We start from the raw sequence: 16,881 nt of genomic DNA on the forward strand, positions 1-16,881 counted from the left end.
CGGCTCTTAGCGCTGAAACGTCTGGACACATAATTATTGCAATCATTAACCATTCGGGTAATTATCCGACCTGCAGTAATTCATTTTAATATATTAAGACAGAGACGTTCCCTCCGTGAAAAAAGAATTATCGTTAATTGCTTTAGGTTTATTCGCCGCATTACCCGCCGCTGCAAGCCAGCAATCCGACAGTCAGGGTTTTATTGACGACAGCCATCTGGACCTGTTTTTACGCAATGCGTATATCAGTCGCGACTATCATCAGGGCCAGCAGGATAAAGCCGAATGGGGCCAGGGTATTATTGCCACCTTCACATCCGGTTATACCGAAGGGCTGGTGGGCTTTGGTGTAGACGGCATTGCACAGTATGGCGTTCGTCTGGACGGTGGCCGTGGAAAAAGCGGTGCGGGCGGTATCGACTTCTTTAAACAGGAAGACGATGGCCGGGCAAAATCCGATTTAGCGAAATTTGGCGCAACCGCCAAAATGCGTATCTCAAATACCGTGCTGAGCTACGGTAGTCAGCGTCCTGAGCTGCCGATCGTGAATGCCGACAACTCCCGCCTGCTGTTTGAAAGCTACACCGGGACCCTGCTGACCTCAAAAGAGATCGACGGTCTGGAAGTCAACGCCGGTTACTTTACCGACGAACAGCGCAAAAGTGATGACCGCCACGACAGCGGCCTGAAGAGCCTGACCTTCGGTGGCGCGAGCTACCAGTTTAACGAGCAGTTCAGCGGTGCGGTGTATGCCTCGCATAATGAAGAGGTAATGAACAAGCAGTACCTGGGCCTGAACTTCAAACAACCGTTCAGCACCGGGCAGCAGCTGGTACTCGACTTTAATGGCTATAACTCGCGTCTGGAGCAGGGTTACGCCGACAGCCTCGACACGGGCCGCAGCAACACCATCTGGAGCCTGGCAGCGAGCTATATCTGGGACATTCACACGTTCAAAGTGGCATACCAGCAGAGCAGCGGCAGCACCGGCTACAACTACGGTGGCTACCGCGACCAGGGCGGTGTGGGTGACGGCGGCAACACCATCTGGCTGGCTAACTCCTACTGGTCTGATTTCAACGGCGAAGACGAACGCTCATGGCAGGCATCGTACGGTCTGGACTTTGGCGGACTCGGCCTGCCGGGCCTGAGCTGGACCACCGCCTACGTGCGTGGCGATAACATCAAAACCTCTGAAACCAGCAACGGCAAAGAGCATGAGTGGTTCAACCAGATCCAGTACCAGGTGCAGGATGGTCCGGCGAAAGATCTGAAGCTGAAGCTGCGCTATTCCGTGCTGCGTGTCTCCAGCAACGCCAGCGATTACAACGTGGGTGGGGATGAGATCCGTGCTTACGTGGAATACCCGTTTAACGTGTTCTGATGAAAAAAGCCGGGTGGCGGCTTCGCCTTACCCTGCCTACGGTTTTTTCGCTGTTATTGAGTGAGAAACCGTAGGCCCGGTAAGCGCAGCGCCACCGGGCGATATCCACGATATCAATACAGCGTCTTCTGCGGCGGCCCGGCAAACTTCAGGGCGCCAATCTGCCCCATCCTCACTTCCACTACCGACGGGCCCGGCATCGCCAGCGCTTCTGTCATAACGGCATCAAAATCCTCGGCACGCTCAACGCTCCATGCCTGCAGGCCAATCGCCTGCGCCAGCAGAGTGAAGTCCGGCGTATGCAGCTCGTTGTAATACTGACGCCCGCCGAAATACTTGTCCTGAATACCACGCATTACGCCGTACCCCCCGTCGTTCATGATCAGCAGCGTCACGTTGGCTTTCTCCTGGGCCAGCGTCGCCAGTTCGCCGAGGTTCAGACTCAGACCGCCATCACCCACCAGCCCCACAACCTTGCGCTGCGGGTTAGCTATCGCGGTGCCAATGGCCATCGGCAGCCCCATACCAATGGCTCCGGCCAGCGAGTGAATGTTCATCAGCGGGCCGTTGGCGCGGAACAGGCGGCTGCCCCACAGGCTGCCGGACACGGTGATATCGCGCACCAGCAGGCCGTCCTGCGGAAGCGCTTTCTCGATGGCATCGTTAAGTCTCGCATAGGGGCCGCACTGATCGCGCAGGCCCTGCCCGGCTTGCTCAACCGCCTGTTGAACCAGCGCGTCCCACTGCGCGTTGCCCCACTCACGCCCCTGTACGTTGTCGGCCAGCGCGCTAAGCAACGCGGAACAATCGGCTATCAGCGTGCTATCCATCAGATAATTACGGCTCGCCGCCGCCGGGTCGATATCTACCTGTACCCGTGGAGACGGCAGCGCCAGCGTCCATGAGCGGGTTTCGTTGCTGCGCAGGCGTGAACCGGCGACCAGCGTAAAGTCACACTGCGCGATGAGCGCTTCAACGGATGGCGAGTTGTGAAACGCCCGCAGACTACCGCGATGGCTGTCCGGTAGCACGCCGCGCGCGTGGGTGCTGGAGATGACGGTGATGCCTGCATCCGCCAGCTTTTTCACCGCATCAGCGCATCTCAGCGCTCCGCCGCCCAGCCACAGCAACGGCTGTTTTGCCTGCTTCAGCTGCGCCCAGAGTGCGTCAACTATCGCGGGGTCCACGGTGGCGACCGACGTAGGTTTCATCGGTGCGGTCACCAGCGAAAGCGGAATATTGGCACTCTGAATATCAATCGGGATCTCAACAGAGACCGGCCCGCACGGCGGCGTCTGCGCGTCCTGAATCGCTTTGTGCAGGATAGCTATCGCCTGGTTGGCGTTGCTGATGCGGTACGCCCGTTTGGAGCTGGCCTTCAGGAAGGTCAGCTGGTCGCGGGTTTCATGGATAAATCCGGTATCGGCATCCAGCCAGGCTTTTTCGACCTGTCCGGTTAAATGCAGCAGCGGCGTGCAGGCATTCATCGCTTCTACCAGCGCGCCTACCGCGTTACCCGCCCCCGCACCGGTGCTGGTCAGCGCCACGCCGAGACCGGAAAAACGTCCGTGGGCGTCGGCCATGGTCACGGATCCCGCTTCACCGCGCGCGGGCACGAAGCGAATGTTGCCGCGCTGCCCGACCGCATCCGCGATTGGCAGGTTGTGAATGGAGATGACGCCGTAGATGGCCTCAACCTGATACTGCTCCAGCGTTCTGGCGATGGCGTCGCCGACGGTTATCATTTCGCTCATTGCTCACCCTTTCTCAGTCGCACCAGTGGTTGACGCTGTTACCCGTCGCCAGATAAATGCTCTTTTGCTGCATCCAGGCTTTCAGCCCCTGAATGCCCTTTTCGCGGCCCAGACCGCTCTCTTTAAAGCCCCCGAACGGGGTTGAAATCGCAAAGACTTTGTAGGTGTTGATCCACACCGTGCCCGCCTCAAGCTGTTCGCTCAGGCGCAGCGCGCGCCCGGCATCGCGCGTCCAGATCCCCGCCGCCAGGCCGTACACCGAGTCGTTGGCCTCGCGGATAAGCGTGGCCTCGTCGCGAAACGGCATCGCCACCAGTACCGGGCCGAAGATCTCCTCCTGACACGCGCGGGCGCTGTTGCTCAGACCTTCGATGAGGGTCGGCAGGAAGAAACTGCCGTTTGCCAGCTCAGGATCGGCCGGGATCTCCCCGCCGCACAGCACGCGGCCCCCTTCGCGCTTCGCCAGCTCGACGTAATCCTGCACGCTCTGACGATGTTTAGGGTTAATCAGCGGCCCGACATGGGTACCGTCAGTAAACGGATGTCCGACGCGCAGTCCGCGCGTGAGCTCAAGCAGCCGCGACATCAGCGGCGCGTAAATGCTCTCGTGGATAAACAGCCGTGAACCAGCGATGCACGCCTGCCCTGCCGAGCTAAAAATGCCGTAGCAGATGCCGCGCGCGGCCTGCTCGATGTCTGCGTCTTCCAGCACGATGGTCGGTGATTTTCCGCCCAGCTCCAGCGATGCCGGGATCAGCTTTTCCGCCGCCACGTGTGCAAGATGGCGGCCCGTAGTGGTACCACCGGTAAAGGAGATTTTGCGCACCTTAGGGTGACGCGCCAGCGCATCGCCAATCACCGAGCCTTTACCAGGTAGCACGCTCAGCAGCCCGGCGGGCAGCCCGGCCTGTTCAAAAATACGCGCCAGCTCCAGCGCCATCAGCGGCGTGGCCTCGGCAGGTTTGAGGATCACCGCATTTCCGGCGGCAATCGCCGGGGCAACCTTTTGCATTTCGCTGGCAATCGGCGAGTTCCATGGCGTGATGGCAGCCACCACGCCGAGCGGTTCATAGCGGCTCAGGGTCAGCAGATCCGGCTGGCGTGGCGTCGGGAGTTCCCCTTCCAGCAGCTCGCAGGCAGAGGCAAAGTAGCGCGCTGTCCCTGCCGCACTCATCACCAGCCCACGCGCTTCCGCGAGCGGCTTGCCGTTATCGCGGCTCTGCATTTTCGCCAGTTCGTCGACGCGGGATTCAATCAGATCCGCGACCTTATGCAGGATCCTCGCGCGCATGTGCGGCAGGCTGCTGCGCCACGCGGGATCGCGCCACGCCCGCTCGCCGGCCTCGATTGCGTCATTCAGATCGTCGAGACTTGCCGCATTCAGCGTCGCATTGATCGACCCGTCTGCCGGAAAATGGCTCTGCATCGGGTCGCCTCCTCCATGTCGCCAGTGGCCGCCGATAAAAATCTTCAGATCGTCCATCATCGCTCCTCAGCTCAGGGCCAGCTCGCGGCAGGCGCGTACCGCGCTCAGTGCTGCAAGAGTGGAGGTTTTAGGGTTAGACGCCAGCGGCAGCCCGCTCAGCTCAAGATGGAACTCGCCGAACACGCCTTCGACATGCAGCGTGTGGGTATTGCGCTTCGTTGCCGGGTCGACCATCAGCTGCACGCGCGTCTCGTCCATCCCGACGCCACCGAGCGCCACCGTCGCCGCCACGTTGGCGTTCGCCGGGAACAGGCGCGCCGCCTCGCGGGCGCTGCCTTCAAAGAAAACGCTCGCCTCAGACACCGCGTTAAGGTCGATAAGCTGCTCAGCATAACTGCCGCGCCAGCTGGCCGGGCTTTTGCGCGACTGATAGGTCACGCGTTCCAGCCCGCCCTCTTTCGCCGCCGCAAGCCCGTCGATACCGGCAACCGCGCCGGAGAGCAACGTCAGCTTGCCGCCAGCACTGAGCAAACGCTGCTCCAGCGCGCTGTCCGCCAGCGCGCCGGTGGAGATCACCGCCAGATGCCAGCCGCGACGCAATATGTCCTCGCCGTACTGCGCCACCGCCTGCTGGCTGGCGCACTCCAGCACCAGATCGGGCGTGTCAGCGCACGCCACCGGCGTACCGAGCGCCATCACTGCATCACCAAACTGTGTGTGAATCGCCGCATGATGAGATTCACGCGCCACGATCCAGCCGATAGCCACGCCCGCGGGTAAACGCTCAATCACCGCCTGCGCCATGGCGCCAAAACCAATTAACATGATCTTTTTCATAATGTGTCCTTACAGGTGGCGGCAGAAGCCGCCGGAAACGTCCAGCGCGGCGCCGGTGGTGAATGACGCCAGCGGCGAGGCGAGGAACAGCAGCGCCTGCGCGGGCTCCTGCGGCTTGCCGAGACGCGCCATCGGGATGCCACGTTTACGCGCGATCTCCGCCGTCCACTCCGGCCAGCTCTGACTTTTGTCCGTCCGGCTCTCAAAGCGGCGCTGCCACTGCCCGGACTCCACCATGCCGAGCAAAATGGAATTCACGCGGATACCTTTACCCACCAGCTCTTTTGAGAGCGTCAGCGTCATATTCAGCAGCGCAGCACGGGCGGCAGAAGTGGCGATCATGTGCTCCTCCGGCTGCAGCGCCAGCAGGGAGTTCACGCAGGTAATGGAGGCGATATCGGACCGCTCCAGCAGAGGCTGAAACGCCTGCACCGGGTTGATCACCCCGAACAATTTCAGTTCGGCTTCGTGCAGCCACGCTTCGCGCGGGGTATCGCTGAAATGCGCCACGTAGCCCTGCCCGGCGTTGTTGATCAGCATGTCCGCCGCGCCAAAGCGGGCCTGAACGGCATCCGCAAAGCCCTGGACTTCGGCAGCGTTTAGCACGTCGCAGCGGTAGGAGAAAATCTCGCCGTCGGGGTATTCGTTTTGCAGCGTCGCGTGGGCGCTGGCGAGCCGGTCCGGGTCTCGGCCGCAGAAAGCCACTTTTGTCCCCTCGCCCAGCAGCAGGCGCAGCGTTTCAAAGCCAATGCCAGAAGAACCGCCGGTGACTACCGCTACGCGCCCGTCAATTTGTGCATTCATCGCGCACCTCTTCGTTAATGCGTAAAAGCTGTTGGTTAAAAAACGCCGCGTTATCGAGATAGCTGGCGTGCCCGGCCTGGGGAATGGCGGTAAACGGCATGCCGTAGCGCAGTGCCAGCCCCTGCACCAGCTCGGGCTGCGTGATCGCATCCTGCTCGCCGCACCAGACCTCAAACGTGCCGGAGTAACGTTTAAGCCAGCCGTGAATATCGTCGTGTGCCAGCATCCACGCGGCGGCAAGGTAGCCTTCAGGACGCAGCTTGCGCATGCCCGACGCGACGGTGGCGATATCTTCCCCGCGGGCGCCGGGGCGCAACAGCTTCGCCGCGCGGGTCTGGGCAAGGATTTCACCGCCCAGCGCCATCTGCTGCTCGCGGCTGCGCCAGACCTGCTCGCGTTGCTCCGGTGCGGCCTGACCGTAGCCCTGCGCGGCATCTGCCAGCACCAGATGCCGCATCCGGTCGGGAAACTTCGCCGCAAAGGCGCTGGCGACCAGCGCCCCGAGAGAATGGCCGACCAGTACCGCCTGCCAGACGCCCGCGCGGTCAAGCATTGCCGCCAGTGCATCGGCGTAATCTCCCGCACTCGCCCGTTCTACGGTCAGCATCGGGCTTTCGCCATAACCGGGCATGTCCCACGCCAGCACGCGAAAACCCTTCAGCGCCATCTGCTTATGCCAGGAGGCAGCACCCGAGCTGATCCCATGCAGCAGCATCAGCGGAATGCCGCTTCCCTGTTCACGAAAACCCGTCATCATGCCCCCTTAGTTCCGCTTCACTTTTGAAAGCGGATGATCGGCGGGATAGGTTGGGATTTCCGGCTTGTTGGTCCCCAGCATGACGCACATCAGCGCCTCTTCTTCCCCGTGGTTAAACAGGCCGCGATAGATACCCGGCGGGACGGAAATCAGGTCACGCTCGCGCAGCACGGTTTCGGTGTAGTGTTCGCCATCCTGGATCATCAGCGTGATTTGCCCTTTAAGCATGAAGAACACCTCTTCCACGTCGTCATGCAGGTGCAGCGGCCCTTCACACTTCGACGGCAGCACCATGGTGGAGAAGGTGAAATGGTCCGCCTGCACGGTGTTGGTGTCGTTCGCCACGCCCGTTGCGCCGGTGCCGATGTAGCGCATCTGCGCCCGGCGATATTTCGGGTCATAGTCGGCCTGGAACTTCAGCGCGTTCCAGTCGTACTTACGGCCTTCAAAGCGCGCGATGCGCGACTCGACCCACTCTTCCATCGTCAGGTGCTCAGGTTTGATGCCTGATTTATGGGTTACGGTTGAATCAGTCATGACACTCTCCTCAGTAACGTCTCAGCAGCGGCAGTAACAGGACGCAGCCCACCGCCGCCATCACCGCCAGAAAAATCAGCCCGGAATCCATGCTGTGGGTGAAGGCGATAAGCGCCCCCATCACCGCTGGCGACAGTGCGCCCGCGAAGTTTCCCAGCCCGTTGAAAATGCCACCCGCCGTCGCGCTCACCCGTGGATGAGTGGCCTTCGCCAGCAGGGCAAAAATGTTGGGTGCGCCAGTGCCCCACATAAAGGTGCTGAAGCTCATCGCGGCGATGATGGTCAGCGGGGTGTCGAGGTGCATGACCGCCGCCAGCCCGACAGCCGCGCCCGCCATGGAGATAAAGCAGGCTGCCGCACGCTTATCGACCCGGTCAGAGAGCCACGCGCCAATCACTTCGCCCGCCAGCATGGCGATGAACGGCATCGACGACAGCCAGCCCGCATGCTCCAGGTGAATGCCTTTGCCTTTGATCAGGTAGCCCGGCAGCCAGCCATTGATGCCCCACAGGTAGGTCAGGAAGGCGATGTTAAAGATGCAGATGATCCAGAAGTGCGGGCTGACGAACAGCTCGCGCCGCGCGGCACGCCGCTCATCCTGAGACGCCTGCGTGGTGCCAGGTTTCGCCTCCAGGCGGATACCACGCAGACCGACGCGCACGAAAATCAATACCGGCACGGTAAGCATCGCCATCACGAAGAAGGTGCTCTGCCAGCCGAAGGTGTTCAGCAGCCAGAGGGAGAGCGGAAAACCAATCGCCGCGCCCACCGGCGTGCCAAGTAGCCACAGCATGGTGGCGCGCGCCTGCAGATGCTGCGGGAAGTTGTGACGCACAATGGCGAAGGCCAGCGGGAACAGCGGCCCCTCCGCCACCCCCAGCAGAATGCGCAGCACGATCATCAGCGTATAGTTGTGGGTAAAGCCCATCGCCACCATCAGCACGCACCAGATCGCCATCATCCCGGTCAGCAGGCGCAGCGGCGCGATTTTATCCCCCAGCCCACTGAGAAAGACTGACGAAAAACCGTAGCTCAGCAGAAAGGCGCTCATCAGAATGCCGAGGCGCGTGGTGTCGAAATCGATCCCCATCGCCTGCTGGAAATGGCTGTCAGAAAACAGCGCCGCAATACTGATTTTGTCGAAAAACGCCAGCAGCACGCAGGCCAGCAGCGACAGCGGGATAGCCCAGCGCACTGCTTTTTCAGGCGTGCGGGTTCCCTCACCGCCTGCCTCAACGGGCGCGGTGTTGGTCTCTAATGTGGTCATCTCTCCCCCTACGGGTACGGGTTAGCTATCGCAATGACATCAGTGAAAAAGTCGGGTCGGCGAGCGGTACGTCCGATAAATCCCGCCCTGCCGCCATCCAGCGTTTCGCCAGCTTGACGGTGCGCGCATCGTTAAACGCCACCAGCTGCGTCAGTCGCCCGTTTTCATCCAGCGAGAAAAAGAGCGAATCTTCACGCGCTATCGTGTTGCTGCCCGGATGCGGAATGCCGAGGATCTGAATATTGTGCTGGTATTGATCCGACCACAGCCACGGCGCGTCGTCGTAGCCTGGCGCATCGGGGTTGAGCATCGCTTTCGCCGTCGCCACCGCCTGATTCTGGGCAAATGCCCACGACTGAATGCACAAGCCGTAGTGGTGATGCTGAGCCACATCGCCAGCCGCAAAGATGAACGGATCCGAGGTACGCCCCTGAGCGTCCACCACGATCCCGCGCCCGGTATGAAGCCCTGCATCGTGCGCCAGTTCCAGATTGAGATCGACGCCGATCCCGACCACCACCGCATCAAAGGTTTCGCGCTGGCCATCACAGTGAATAACCGGCAGGCCATTGTCGTCCTCCAGCTCCAGCGCGCCGCAGCCGGTACGAATGTCGACGCCCTGTTCGCGATGGATGGCCGTTAAGCGTTGCGACACTTCTCCGCTCACCGACCGCATGCACAGCGCGGGCTGCTGCTCGAACAACGTGACCGCCACGCCGTTTTTACGCGCGGAGGCGGCAATCTCAAGGCCGATCCAGCCGCCGCCCACAATCGCCAGGGTTTTACTCTGCGCCAGACGCCCCTTCAGACGCTGCGCGTCCTGCCAGTGGCGCAGGGTATAGACCTGCGGATGCGCCGCCCACGCCTCGCCCGGCAGACGCGCCCGCCCTCCGGTGGCAATCAAAAGAATGTTGTAACTAAGATGCGTACCGTTGCTTAAACACACCGTTTTTGTCTGACGGTCTATCTGCTCCGCACGCAGTGGGCGGTACCAGGTCAGATCCAGCGCCTGCTGTGCCTCTTCGGAAAACAGCCGCGGGAGCGCCGCGTCAGGCTCCAGCAGAGACGCCTTCGACAGCGGCGGACGTTCGTAGAAATCCCACGCTTCTTCCGCCACCACGCAAATCTCGCCCTCGAAGCCCTCGTCGCGGAGGGTTTTTGCCGCCCAGCCGCCCGCCTGACCGCCGCCGATAATGACAATGCGCGACGTCATACCGCCTCCGGCTTTTTCTGCTGACGGCGCGTGTCGTGGTCGATGCCGCCTTCCACCGCCCATTCGGTGAAGGAGACCAGCGAATGCTCCAGCTCGCGCGGCTGCCAGTTTTCGGTCAGGTAATCGTCGTTGGTGTAATACTCAAACGCGCCGCCGGTCGGGCTGTTGACGTACCAGAAATAGGCCGACGACACCGGATGACGGCCCGGCCCAATAAACGTGCTCCAGGCGTTTTTATTCATCGCGATACCGCCGCCGATCACCTCGTGGATGTCGCGCACCGTAAACGCAACGTGGTTTAGCCCGCGCTTGCGGTTCGGTAATTGCAGCAGGAACAGGTTGTGATGGCCGCCGCGCACGCCGCAGCGCAGGAATACGGCGCGGTTGATGTAGCGGTCAGAGACCTGGAAGCCGAGCACTTCGCGATAAAATGTCTCCACCGCGGCCAGCTCCTCAACGAAAAACACCACGTGCCCGACGTTAATCGGCTGGGCGCGATCGTAGACCGGGCTGGGGGTGTCGATTCGGCGAGCGTCTCCCCACTGGTTAATCGGCTCAACGTTCAGCTCCACGTCGGTCTGCTGGCTGACCTGCACGCGCAGCGTCATGCCGTTCGGATCGCGGCACTCCAGGGCGTCACCCACTTCACGAAAGCCAGGCTGCCCGGCAAGCTTCGGGCGCAGCGCATCGAGGTCTGCCGGGGTGGCCACCGCCCAGGTCATGCGGCGCAGGGTGTTGCCCGCTTCAAAGGCTGGCGGCAGGTCGGGGCTGTCGATCGGATTAAGCTCCACGCGTGCGCCGCTCAGGGTGGTAAAACGCTGGCCGCTGGCATCGCCCGTCAGGCCAAAATCACGCATAAATTTGGCGCAGTGCGTCAGGTCTTCCACGCCAAATTCCAGCTTTTCAATTCCGGTTACACTCATCGTTCGTTGCCTCATCTGGCCCAAATTGGGCGTAAAACATGCCCGACGCACTGAAGCGCCTGACGTTAACTCACTGATTTAACTGGCCTGTGACAGGTACCCTAAGAAGCCAGAAATTTTATCTGCCGCGAGGCGAACCTCGTTCTGGAGCCGCTCGCGGTCGGTCTGCGGGATCTCCTCCGACGGCACCAGAATGCTGACCACCGCCGCCACGCGCTGGCTTCGGTCATACACCGGATAGACGATGGAAGAGATGCCGTGGCGGAAGAAAGACTCGCCAATCACATATCCGCGGGCTTTGTCCTGCTGCACCATCTGCCACAGGGCTTCGCGGTCGTGAAGCTGCCCCGGCGTGTTGCCCGGCAGCCGCTCGTGCGGGAACAGCTGTTCAAAATCGGCGCGGGAAATATCGGTCAATAACATGCGCCCAAGCGAGGTACAGTGCACCGGCAGACGGGTGCCAATGCTGACCTGATTGATACGCGACCCGGCGGCGCTGACGCGGGCAATGTAAATAATGTCGCGTCCGTCGCGGATCGCCAGATGGCTGCTGCACTGGCTGACATCGCGAAGCTGCTCGATCACCGGCTGGCCTACCTGCGCCACATCCAGCGAGGCGATGTACTCAAAGCCCAGGCGCAGCACGTTCATGCCCAGCGAGAAGGTATTGGTGCGCGCATTGCGCTCCAGAAAACCCATATACTCCAGCGTCTGCACCACGCGGTAGGCAGTGGCCTTCGGCATATCCACCAGCCGGTGTAGCTCGGCAAAGGTCAGCTCGCGATGCTGCTCGCCGAAGGCCAACAGCAGCTGCAAACCGCGTTCAAGCCCCGGCACCAGATACTTCACTTCCTGATCGTTTGCCATAATCGCCATACCTTAGTTAAAGACAAAACCGCCGTTGACCGGGATCAGCTGCCCGGTGATAAACCGCGACAGATCGCTTAAGAGCCAGACCACGCTGCCGGTGACATCCTCCGGCTGCTGCGCGCCCGTTAACGCGCGGCCATTTTCGTAGAGCTGATGGCGTTCGGCGGGCACATATTCGGTGGCCTCGACGCGGGTCAGCCCCGGCGCGATAGCGTTGATTCGAATGCGTTTTTCCCCCAGCTCGCGCGCCATTGAGCGGGTCATCGCAATCACCGCCCCCTTACTGGCCACGTAGGCCATCAGGCGCGGCGCGCCCCACAGCGCGGTATCGGACGCCACGTTCACAATCCCTGCCCCTTCGCGCAGCAGCGGCACGGCGGCACGCGTCACCAGCCAGGTGCCCTTGACGTTCACGCTCATCACCCGATCCCAGAGATCCGGATCGTAATCCAGCATGTTTTTACCGCCCACGCCGGTCGCCATTGCCGCGTTGTTCACCAGACCGTCAATCTGCCCCAGTTTGCCAATGGCGCTGAATACCTGCTCGATGGACTGCGGATCGGCCAGATCGATAACGTGCGATTCGGTTGCATACCCTTGCTCGTTCAGACGGTGGGCGCTTTCGGCCAGCTCGCCTTTGAGGATGTCGCACATCACCACGCAGGCACCTTGCGCAGCGCAGGCGCTGGCAAAGTGGTAACCCAGCCCGCGCGCGGCGCCGGTCACGACGATGCGCTTCCCGCTCAGCAGTCCGTTCATCAGGCGGCTCCCTGCTGCGCTTCGCGCATCGCCAGCTGTTCTTTCGCGGCCTTTTGCATCATGCGGCGCAGGCGCGAAAGCCCGACGTCGTGCTGGTAGAGGTATTCATGGTCACGGGCATTTGGCGCCAGGCTTTCCAGCACCACGCGGTCCTGCTCCAGCACTTCCCAGTGCAGTTTTTCCAGACGATTGCGGTACATAAAGCGCCACATATCGCGCTGCCAGCCCTGCACGCGGCGGATGCGCCAGAAGAAGACGCGGCAGTTGTCGTTATCTTCCGGCACCACCATGCCGACGATAAAGAAATGGCCGCCCGGTCCGAAACGCTTCTTATACGGAATGGAGAGACGCATCCAGCAGGTGCCGCTGTTGCCCAATTCCACCCAGTCGAAATTGACGCCGCTCTGCCCCTTTTTCTCGAAGATGAAGCCGGTTTTGGTCGGCTGAAGCACCATGTCGGCCTTGCGATCCCCTTCCGCCATCGAATGTGACGACGAATGCAGATAGGTGCCGTGCATCGGGTCCATGACGTTTTCCAGCGCGTACTGGTAATTGCATTTCCACGCGGCGGTGCAGAGGAAGTTGCTGAAACTGTCCGTGTCGGCGAGCTCATCCGGGAAAGTCAGCTCGTCCGGCTGCTGGTCAGCAGTGACGCCGAACCACAGGAAAATGGCGCCGTGCGCCTCCTGCACGTTATAGCTGCGCACGCACTGCTGGCCGACCAGCGGGCATTTGTCCACGGCGGGCACATCTTTCACTTCGCCATTGCCCGCCACTTCCACGCCGTGGTACCAGCAGGCAATACGGTCCCCAAGGTTCCAGCCCATCGACAGGCGTGCGCCGCGGTGCGGACAGCGGTCCTCCAGCGCCTGCACCTGGCCGTCTTTATTGCGCCAGACCACAATCTGCTCGCCCAGGCGGGTAATCCCCACCGGCGCGGACTGCACTTCCCAGCTCGCCAGTACCGGATACCAGAGGCCGCGCAGACCTTTATCCAGATAGTTTTGTACGGTAGTCGTCATCGCGTTGTCCTCAGTAGCCGTTAACCTGTAAGAATGCCTGGAAGCTGGCGTCGCTCCAGGGCTCGCCCTGCTGGTCGTGCATGCGCACCGCGTTCAGCCCGTTCACCAGCTCCGGCAAGGTTTCAAGGCCCTGCTCGAAGAGATCTTCCAGCGTCGCGATCAGGTTCATCTCCCAGTTTTCCGGCTCGCGGCTGCGGGTTTGCCAGATCAGGTTCTGGTAATCGCCTGGCTTATGAATGGCACCGTTACCGCCTTCTGCAGGCGGAGTAAACTGGCGGCTTTCCGGCAGCGCCGGGTTGTAGTTCAGGGTGTCGCTCATGCCACGCTCTCCTCGACGAAGGTAATCTGGATTTGGTTTTCAAAGACCCGAACCGGGTAGCGGTTAAGGTTGCGACCACCGGGGCCATGCAGGCACTGGCCGGTTTTGACGTCGAACACCGCCTCGTGTAGCGGGCATTCCACCTTGCCATCTTCGACGAAGCCCTGGCTCAGCAGGGCATATGCGTGCGGGCATACGTCTTCCAGCGCGTAATATTCACCGTCAATCAAATAAACGCCGATCTCTTTACCGTCGACGTTGCCGCTAAAAGGGAAATCTTCCTGTACTTGTTCTGCGTCACATACGCCTATCCAGCTCATCACGATCCTCCAGGCTTTTGTTTCATATATGAAACTCTGTTTCTTATTTAATACGGTCAATATAAAAGCGATGAATGTTTCGTCAAGCGCGAATGTGACGAATTTGTTAACCAGGAGGTAATTAATTAACTAAGTGTGCAAAGGATCACGAAAAAATGCAGCGATATGAAATTTTCATTATTGCCGCGTGAAAGAATACGATTTTTCGATAGTCTAAAATTTCAAAAAACAGATATTGACTTCTTTTCTTTTTGCTCATTAAAAATAAAAAGGTGGCACGTCATCGTGTTTCACCTGTGAAACTTATTTTCACTTTATTATTAATAAACAAAGAGTTTCACAGGTGAACCATTTTACACCCGTGACAATCACCCTGATAAAAAATATTCACACGCGCAGACATAAGGCAGGCATCATGACGGCAAGATGGCAAGGTACAATTGCACTGTTATTACTCATCATTATTTCCTACATCGACCGTGTGAATATCTCGGTAATGATTTTACACCCGGAATTTGCAGCACATTTTCAGTTAAATGAAAACAGAATGTTACAAGGAATGCTCATGACCTGCTTTCTGCTGGGTTATGGTTTTTCGGCTTTATTATTAACGCCAGTTATTGAAAGCAAACTTCATTATCGGCAGGGATTATTAAGCAGCATTGCGATTTGGGCCGCGGTCTGTGCGATTTCGCCCTTGCTCGGCTCGCTGATGGGGATGCTCATTGCGCGCGTGATTCTGGGGATTGCGGAGGGGCCGCTCTTTTCATTAAAAACGTGCTTTATCAGCGAGCGCTTTAACGCAGAAGAGATCGGCAAACCCAACGCGGTGACCGCGCTGGGTGTCTCGCTCGGGCTGGCGGTGGGCTTTCCACTGATCACCTGGCTGATGGCGCATCTGGGCTGGGCGGGATCGTTCTACGCGTTGGCCGTCATGAATCTTGTGCTGGGTGGCGGGTTAATCTGGCGCTTTCTGCCTGCGCCCCAAAGCCGGGGGAAGATGAAAAAGCCGGGATGGGTGCAGACCTTCACCCTTGCCTGGCAAACGCCGCTGCTGGGCTGGATCCTGTTGGTTGAAATCGCCACGCTGAGCTATCTCTGGGGGAGCAGCGCCTGGCTGCCCGCATGGCTGCGCGATGAACATCACTTCTCACTGCATGCTACGGGCCTGCTTGCAGCCATTCCCTTCCTGCTGAGCCTGGGGTCGAAATTTTTGGGCGGCGTGCTGCTCGACAAAATGCGCCCGGAACAGGCACCGGTGCTGTTTGTGGTGGGAGGCGCGTTAACGGCGCTGTCCGTGGTCGCGCTGATGCTCAGCCATCAGCCTGTCTGGTTGGGGATGTTTATGTTGTCCGCCAATGCTTTCTGGGGACTTCAGGGAGCTGCGATCCCTGCGGTGATCCAACATCATGCCGCGCGGGAAGCGGTGGGTAGCGCGTATGGGATCATTAATGGCATAGGGAATATCTGTGCGGCGTTTATTCCGCTGCTGATGGGGGTGGTGATGAAATCGGTCGGGTCGGTCAGCTCTGGCTTTTCGGTCCTGGTCGTGTCGCAGGCGATCACCCTGCTGGCCGGAGGAATGTTGCTGCTGCGCATGCGTCGCGCAGCAGCAATCAGCGCCTAAGGCTTATTCGCCTTTTTTCGCCGCCTGAATGTAGAGCATTTCCAGTGCCAGGGTCGCTGCCGCCAGGGCCGTGATTTCGGACTGATCATAGGCTGGCGCCACTTCCACCACGTCCATCCCGACGATGTTCAGATCCTTCAGGCCACGCACCAGCTTGATGGCGCGGTCGGACGTCAGGCCACCGATCACCGGCGTACCGGTGCCTGGCGCAAAGGCAGGATCCAGGCAGTCGATGTCGAAGGTCAGGTAGACTGGCATATCGCCGACGATCTGCTTCACCTGCGCGATGATGTCATCCACGCCGCGATCGTTCACCTGGCAGGCATCCAGCACGGTGAAGCCGTTGTCTTTGTCGAACTCAGTACGAATACCGATCTGCACGGAGTGGTTCGGATCGATCAGGCCTTCGTTCGGTGCAGTGTAGAACATAGTTCCGTGGTCAAACTCGCAGCCGTTCGCGTAGGTGTCGGTATGCGCATCGAAATGGACCAGCGCCATTTTGCCAAAGTGTTTCGCGTGGGCGCGCAGCAGTGGCAGAGTCACAAAGTGGTCGCCACCGAAGGAGAGCATACGCTTACCGGCTGCCAACAGTTTCTCGGCGTGGGCCTGCAGCTTTTCGCTCATCTCACGCGCGTCGCCGAAGGCATACACGAGGTCACCGCAGTCAACCACGTTCAGGCGCTCGCGCATGTCGAAGTTCCACGGGAAGCGGTTATGCTCCCAGGCCAGGTTGGTGGAAACCTGACGGATCGCCGCCGGGCCATGACGTCCACCGGCACGACCCGAGGTTGCCATATCGAACGGCACACCGGTGATCACCCAGTCAGCATCGCTGTCGTAGGGCTGGAAGTTCATCGGAAGGCGTAAAAAACCAAACGCGTTAGATACCAGAGAGTTGTCGTACTGATGACCTAAAGTGCTCATGTCCTGACCTCTTAAAAGTCGTTGCATTAGATACAGATGAAAAAAAATCCCCTCCGCGTCGTTAAACCCGACGAGGAAGGGATTGATGTCCTTACTGCTTTTGCCTAATGCTAGCCTCTGGAACGTGAAGATTCAAGC

Annotated in this window: 17 protein-coding genes; 2 read left to right on the forward strand and 15 right to left on the reverse strand. The window is 59.9% G+C overall.

The genetic code is table 11. From position 1 onward, the window contains the following. The first annotated feature begins 115 nt into the window (after positions 1-115). The gene (locus tag L3068_RS18810; protein ID WP_023337739.1) at positions 116-1,384 is read left to right on the forward strand and encodes an OprD family outer membrane porin; all 1,269 of its coding nucleotides are present in this window, start codon (positions 116-118) and stop codon (positions 1,382-1,384) included. A gap of 113 nt (positions 1,385-1,497) precedes the next feature. On the opposite strand, the gene L3068_RS18815 is transcribed toward L3068_RS18810, so the two are convergent. The 14 genes from L3068_RS18815 to L3068_RS18880 form a co-directional block, all read right to left on the reverse strand. Next, a complete protein-coding gene (locus tag L3068_RS18815; RefSeq protein ID WP_117581067.1) occupies positions 1,498-3,138 on the reverse strand; it encodes a thiamine pyrophosphate-binding protein in 1,641 nt (546 codons plus the stop codon). 13 nt (positions 3,139-3,151) lie between these two features. Beyond that, positions 3,152-4,621 carry an aldehyde dehydrogenase gene (locus L3068_RS18820; protein WP_117581069.1) on the reverse strand — a complete coding sequence of 490 codons (1,470 nt, stop codon included), beginning with the start codon at positions 4,619-4,621 and terminating at the stop codon, positions 3,152-3,154. Between the two features lie 9 nt (positions 4,622-4,630). Continuing rightward, positions 4,631-5,401 (reverse strand): aspartate dehydrogenase, encoded by a 771-nt coding sequence (locus tag L3068_RS18825; RefSeq protein WP_023331260.1) that lies wholly within the window; start codon positions 5,399-5,401, stop codon positions 4,631-4,633. A gap of 9 nt (positions 5,402-5,410) precedes the next feature. Further along, entirely contained in the window at positions 5,411-6,205 is a 795-nt protein-coding gene (locus L3068_RS18830; RefSeq protein WP_050862337.1) for an SDR family oxidoreductase, read from the reverse strand. Further along, positions 6,189-6,959, reverse strand: a complete 771-nt coding sequence (locus L3068_RS18835; protein WP_087530217.1) for an alpha/beta fold hydrolase — start codon at positions 6,957-6,959, stop codon at positions 6,189-6,191. The genes L3068_RS18830 and L3068_RS18835 overlap by 17 nt, the downstream gene beginning before the upstream one ends. A gap of 9 nt (positions 6,960-6,968) precedes the next feature. Further along, positions 6,969-7,499, reverse strand: a complete 531-nt coding sequence (locus L3068_RS18840; RefSeq protein ID WP_014885166.1) for a cupin domain-containing protein — start codon at positions 7,497-7,499, stop codon at positions 6,969-6,971. Between the two features lie 10 nt (positions 7,500-7,509). Beyond that, entirely contained in the window at positions 7,510-8,766 is a 1,257-nt protein-coding gene (locus L3068_RS18845) for an MFS transporter (protein WP_023338769.1), read from the reverse strand. A 25-nt stretch (positions 8,767-8,791) separates the two neighbouring features. Further along, a complete protein-coding gene (locus L3068_RS18850) occupies positions 8,792-9,979 on the reverse strand; it encodes an NAD(P)/FAD-dependent oxidoreductase (RefSeq protein WP_117581070.1) in 1,188 nt (395 codons plus the stop codon). Further along, complete coding sequence (locus L3068_RS18855; RefSeq protein ID WP_014885169.1) at positions 9,976-10,902, reverse strand: VOC family protein; 927 nt, start codon at positions 10,900-10,902, stop codon at positions 9,976-9,978. The genes L3068_RS18850 and L3068_RS18855 overlap by 4 nt, the downstream gene beginning before the upstream one ends. 78 nt (positions 10,903-10,980) lie before the next feature. Continuing rightward, the gene (locus tag L3068_RS18860) at positions 10,981-11,769 is read right to left on the reverse strand and encodes an IclR family transcriptional regulator (RefSeq protein WP_014885170.1); all 789 of its coding nucleotides are present in this window, start codon (positions 11,767-11,769) and stop codon (positions 10,981-10,983) included. Between the two features lie 12 nt (positions 11,770-11,781). Further along, positions 11,782-12,531 carry an SDR family oxidoreductase gene (locus tag L3068_RS18865; RefSeq protein WP_023337747.1) on the reverse strand — a complete coding sequence of 250 codons (750 nt, stop codon included), beginning with the start codon at positions 12,529-12,531 and terminating at the stop codon, positions 11,782-11,784. Then, positions 12,531-13,553 carry a Rieske 2Fe-2S domain-containing protein gene (locus L3068_RS18870; RefSeq protein WP_014885172.1) on the reverse strand — a complete coding sequence of 341 codons (1,023 nt, stop codon included), beginning with the start codon at positions 13,551-13,553 and terminating at the stop codon, positions 12,531-12,533. The genes L3068_RS18865 and L3068_RS18870 overlap by 1 nt, the downstream gene beginning before the upstream one ends. A gap of 10 nt (positions 13,554-13,563) precedes the next feature. Further along, the gene (locus tag L3068_RS18875; protein WP_236904760.1) at positions 13,564-13,872 is read right to left on the reverse strand and encodes a recombinase-like helix-turn-helix domain-containing protein; all 309 of its coding nucleotides are present in this window, start codon (positions 13,870-13,872) and stop codon (positions 13,564-13,566) included. Next, the gene (locus L3068_RS18880) at positions 13,869-14,192 is read right to left on the reverse strand and encodes a Rieske (2Fe-2S) protein (protein ID WP_014885174.1); all 324 of its coding nucleotides are present in this window, start codon (positions 14,190-14,192) and stop codon (positions 13,869-13,871) included. Before L3068_RS18880 ends, L3068_RS18875 begins: the two co-directional genes overlap by 4 nt. Positions 14,193-14,607: 415 nt before the next feature. On the opposite strand from L3068_RS18880, the gene L3068_RS18885 reads away from it, so the two are divergent. Then, positions 14,608-15,819, forward strand: coding sequence for an MFS transporter (locus L3068_RS18885; RefSeq protein ID WP_117581072.1), 1,212 nt, complete (start codon positions 14,608-14,610; stop codon positions 15,817-15,819). A gap of 3 nt (positions 15,820-15,822) precedes the next feature. Here L3068_RS18885 and speB read toward each other — a convergent pair whose 3' ends face one another. Then, complete coding sequence (gene speB / locus L3068_RS18890; protein ID WP_002434404.1) at positions 15,823-16,743, reverse strand: agmatinase; 921 nt, start codon at positions 16,741-16,743, stop codon at positions 15,823-15,825. Positions 16,744-16,881 lie beyond the last annotated feature (138 nt).

The organism is Enterobacter cloacae complex sp. ECL414, assembly GCF_021869685.1.
GTDB lineage: Bacteria > Pseudomonadota > Gammaproteobacteria > Enterobacterales > Enterobacteriaceae > Enterobacter > Enterobacter kobei.

Bases quoted from the DNA above. Each gene is read 5' to 3' on its own strand.
- L3068_RS18860 (WP_014885170.1), bottom strand. From the start codon at position 11,769: ATGGCAAACGATCAGGAAGTGAAGTATCTGGTGCCGGGGCTTGAACGC.
- L3068_RS18825 (WP_023331260.1), bottom strand. From the start codon at position 5,401: ATGAAAAAGATCATGTTAATTGGTTTTGGCGCCATGGCGCAGGCGGTG.
- L3068_RS18830 (WP_050862337.1), bottom strand. From the start codon at position 6,205: ATGAATGCACAAATTGACGGGCGCGTAGCGGTAGTCACCGGCGGTTCT.
- L3068_RS18865 (WP_023337747.1), bottom strand. From the start codon at position 12,531: ATGAACGGACTGCTGAGCGGGAAGCGCATCGTCGTGACCGGCGCCGCG.
- L3068_RS18880 (WP_014885174.1), bottom strand. From the start codon at position 14,192: ATGAGCTGGATAGGCGTATGTGACGCAGAACAAGTACAGGAAGATTTC.
- L3068_RS18840 (WP_014885166.1), bottom strand. From the start codon at position 7,499: ATGACTGATTCAACCGTAACCCATAAATCAGGCATCAAACCTGAGCAC.
- L3068_RS18815 (WP_117581067.1), bottom strand. From the start codon at position 3,138: ATGAGCGAAATGATAACCGTCGGCGACGCCATCGCCAGAACGCTGGAG.
- L3068_RS18875 (WP_236904760.1), bottom strand. From the start codon at position 13,872: ATGAGCGACACCCTGAACTACAACCCGGCGCTGCCGGAAAGCCGCCAG.
- L3068_RS18835 (WP_087530217.1), bottom strand. From the start codon at position 6,959: ATGACGGGTTTTCGTGAACAGGGAAGCGGCATTCCGCTGATGCTGCTG.
- speB (WP_002434404.1), bottom strand. From the start codon at position 16,743: ATGAGCACTTTAGGTCATCAGTACGACAACTCTCTGGTATCTAACGCG.
- L3068_RS18845 (WP_023338769.1), bottom strand. From the start codon at position 8,766: ATGACCACATTAGAGACCAACACCGCGCCCGTTGAGGCAGGCGGTGAG.
- L3068_RS18855 (WP_014885169.1), bottom strand. From the start codon at position 10,902: ATGAGTGTAACCGGAATTGAAAAGCTGGAATTTGGCGTGGAAGACCTG.
- L3068_RS18820 (WP_117581069.1), bottom strand. From the start codon at position 4,621: ATGGACGATCTGAAGATTTTTATCGGCGGCCACTGGCGACATGGAGGA.
- L3068_RS18850 (WP_117581070.1), bottom strand. From the start codon at position 9,979: ATGACGTCGCGCATTGTCATTATCGGCGGCGGTCAGGCGGGCGGCTGG.
- L3068_RS18885 (WP_117581072.1), top strand. From the start codon at position 14,608: ATGACGGCAAGATGGCAAGGTACAATTGCACTGTTATTACTCATCATT.
- L3068_RS18870 (WP_014885172.1), bottom strand. From the start codon at position 13,553: ATGACGACTACCGTACAAAACTATCTGGATAAAGGTCTGCGCGGCCTC.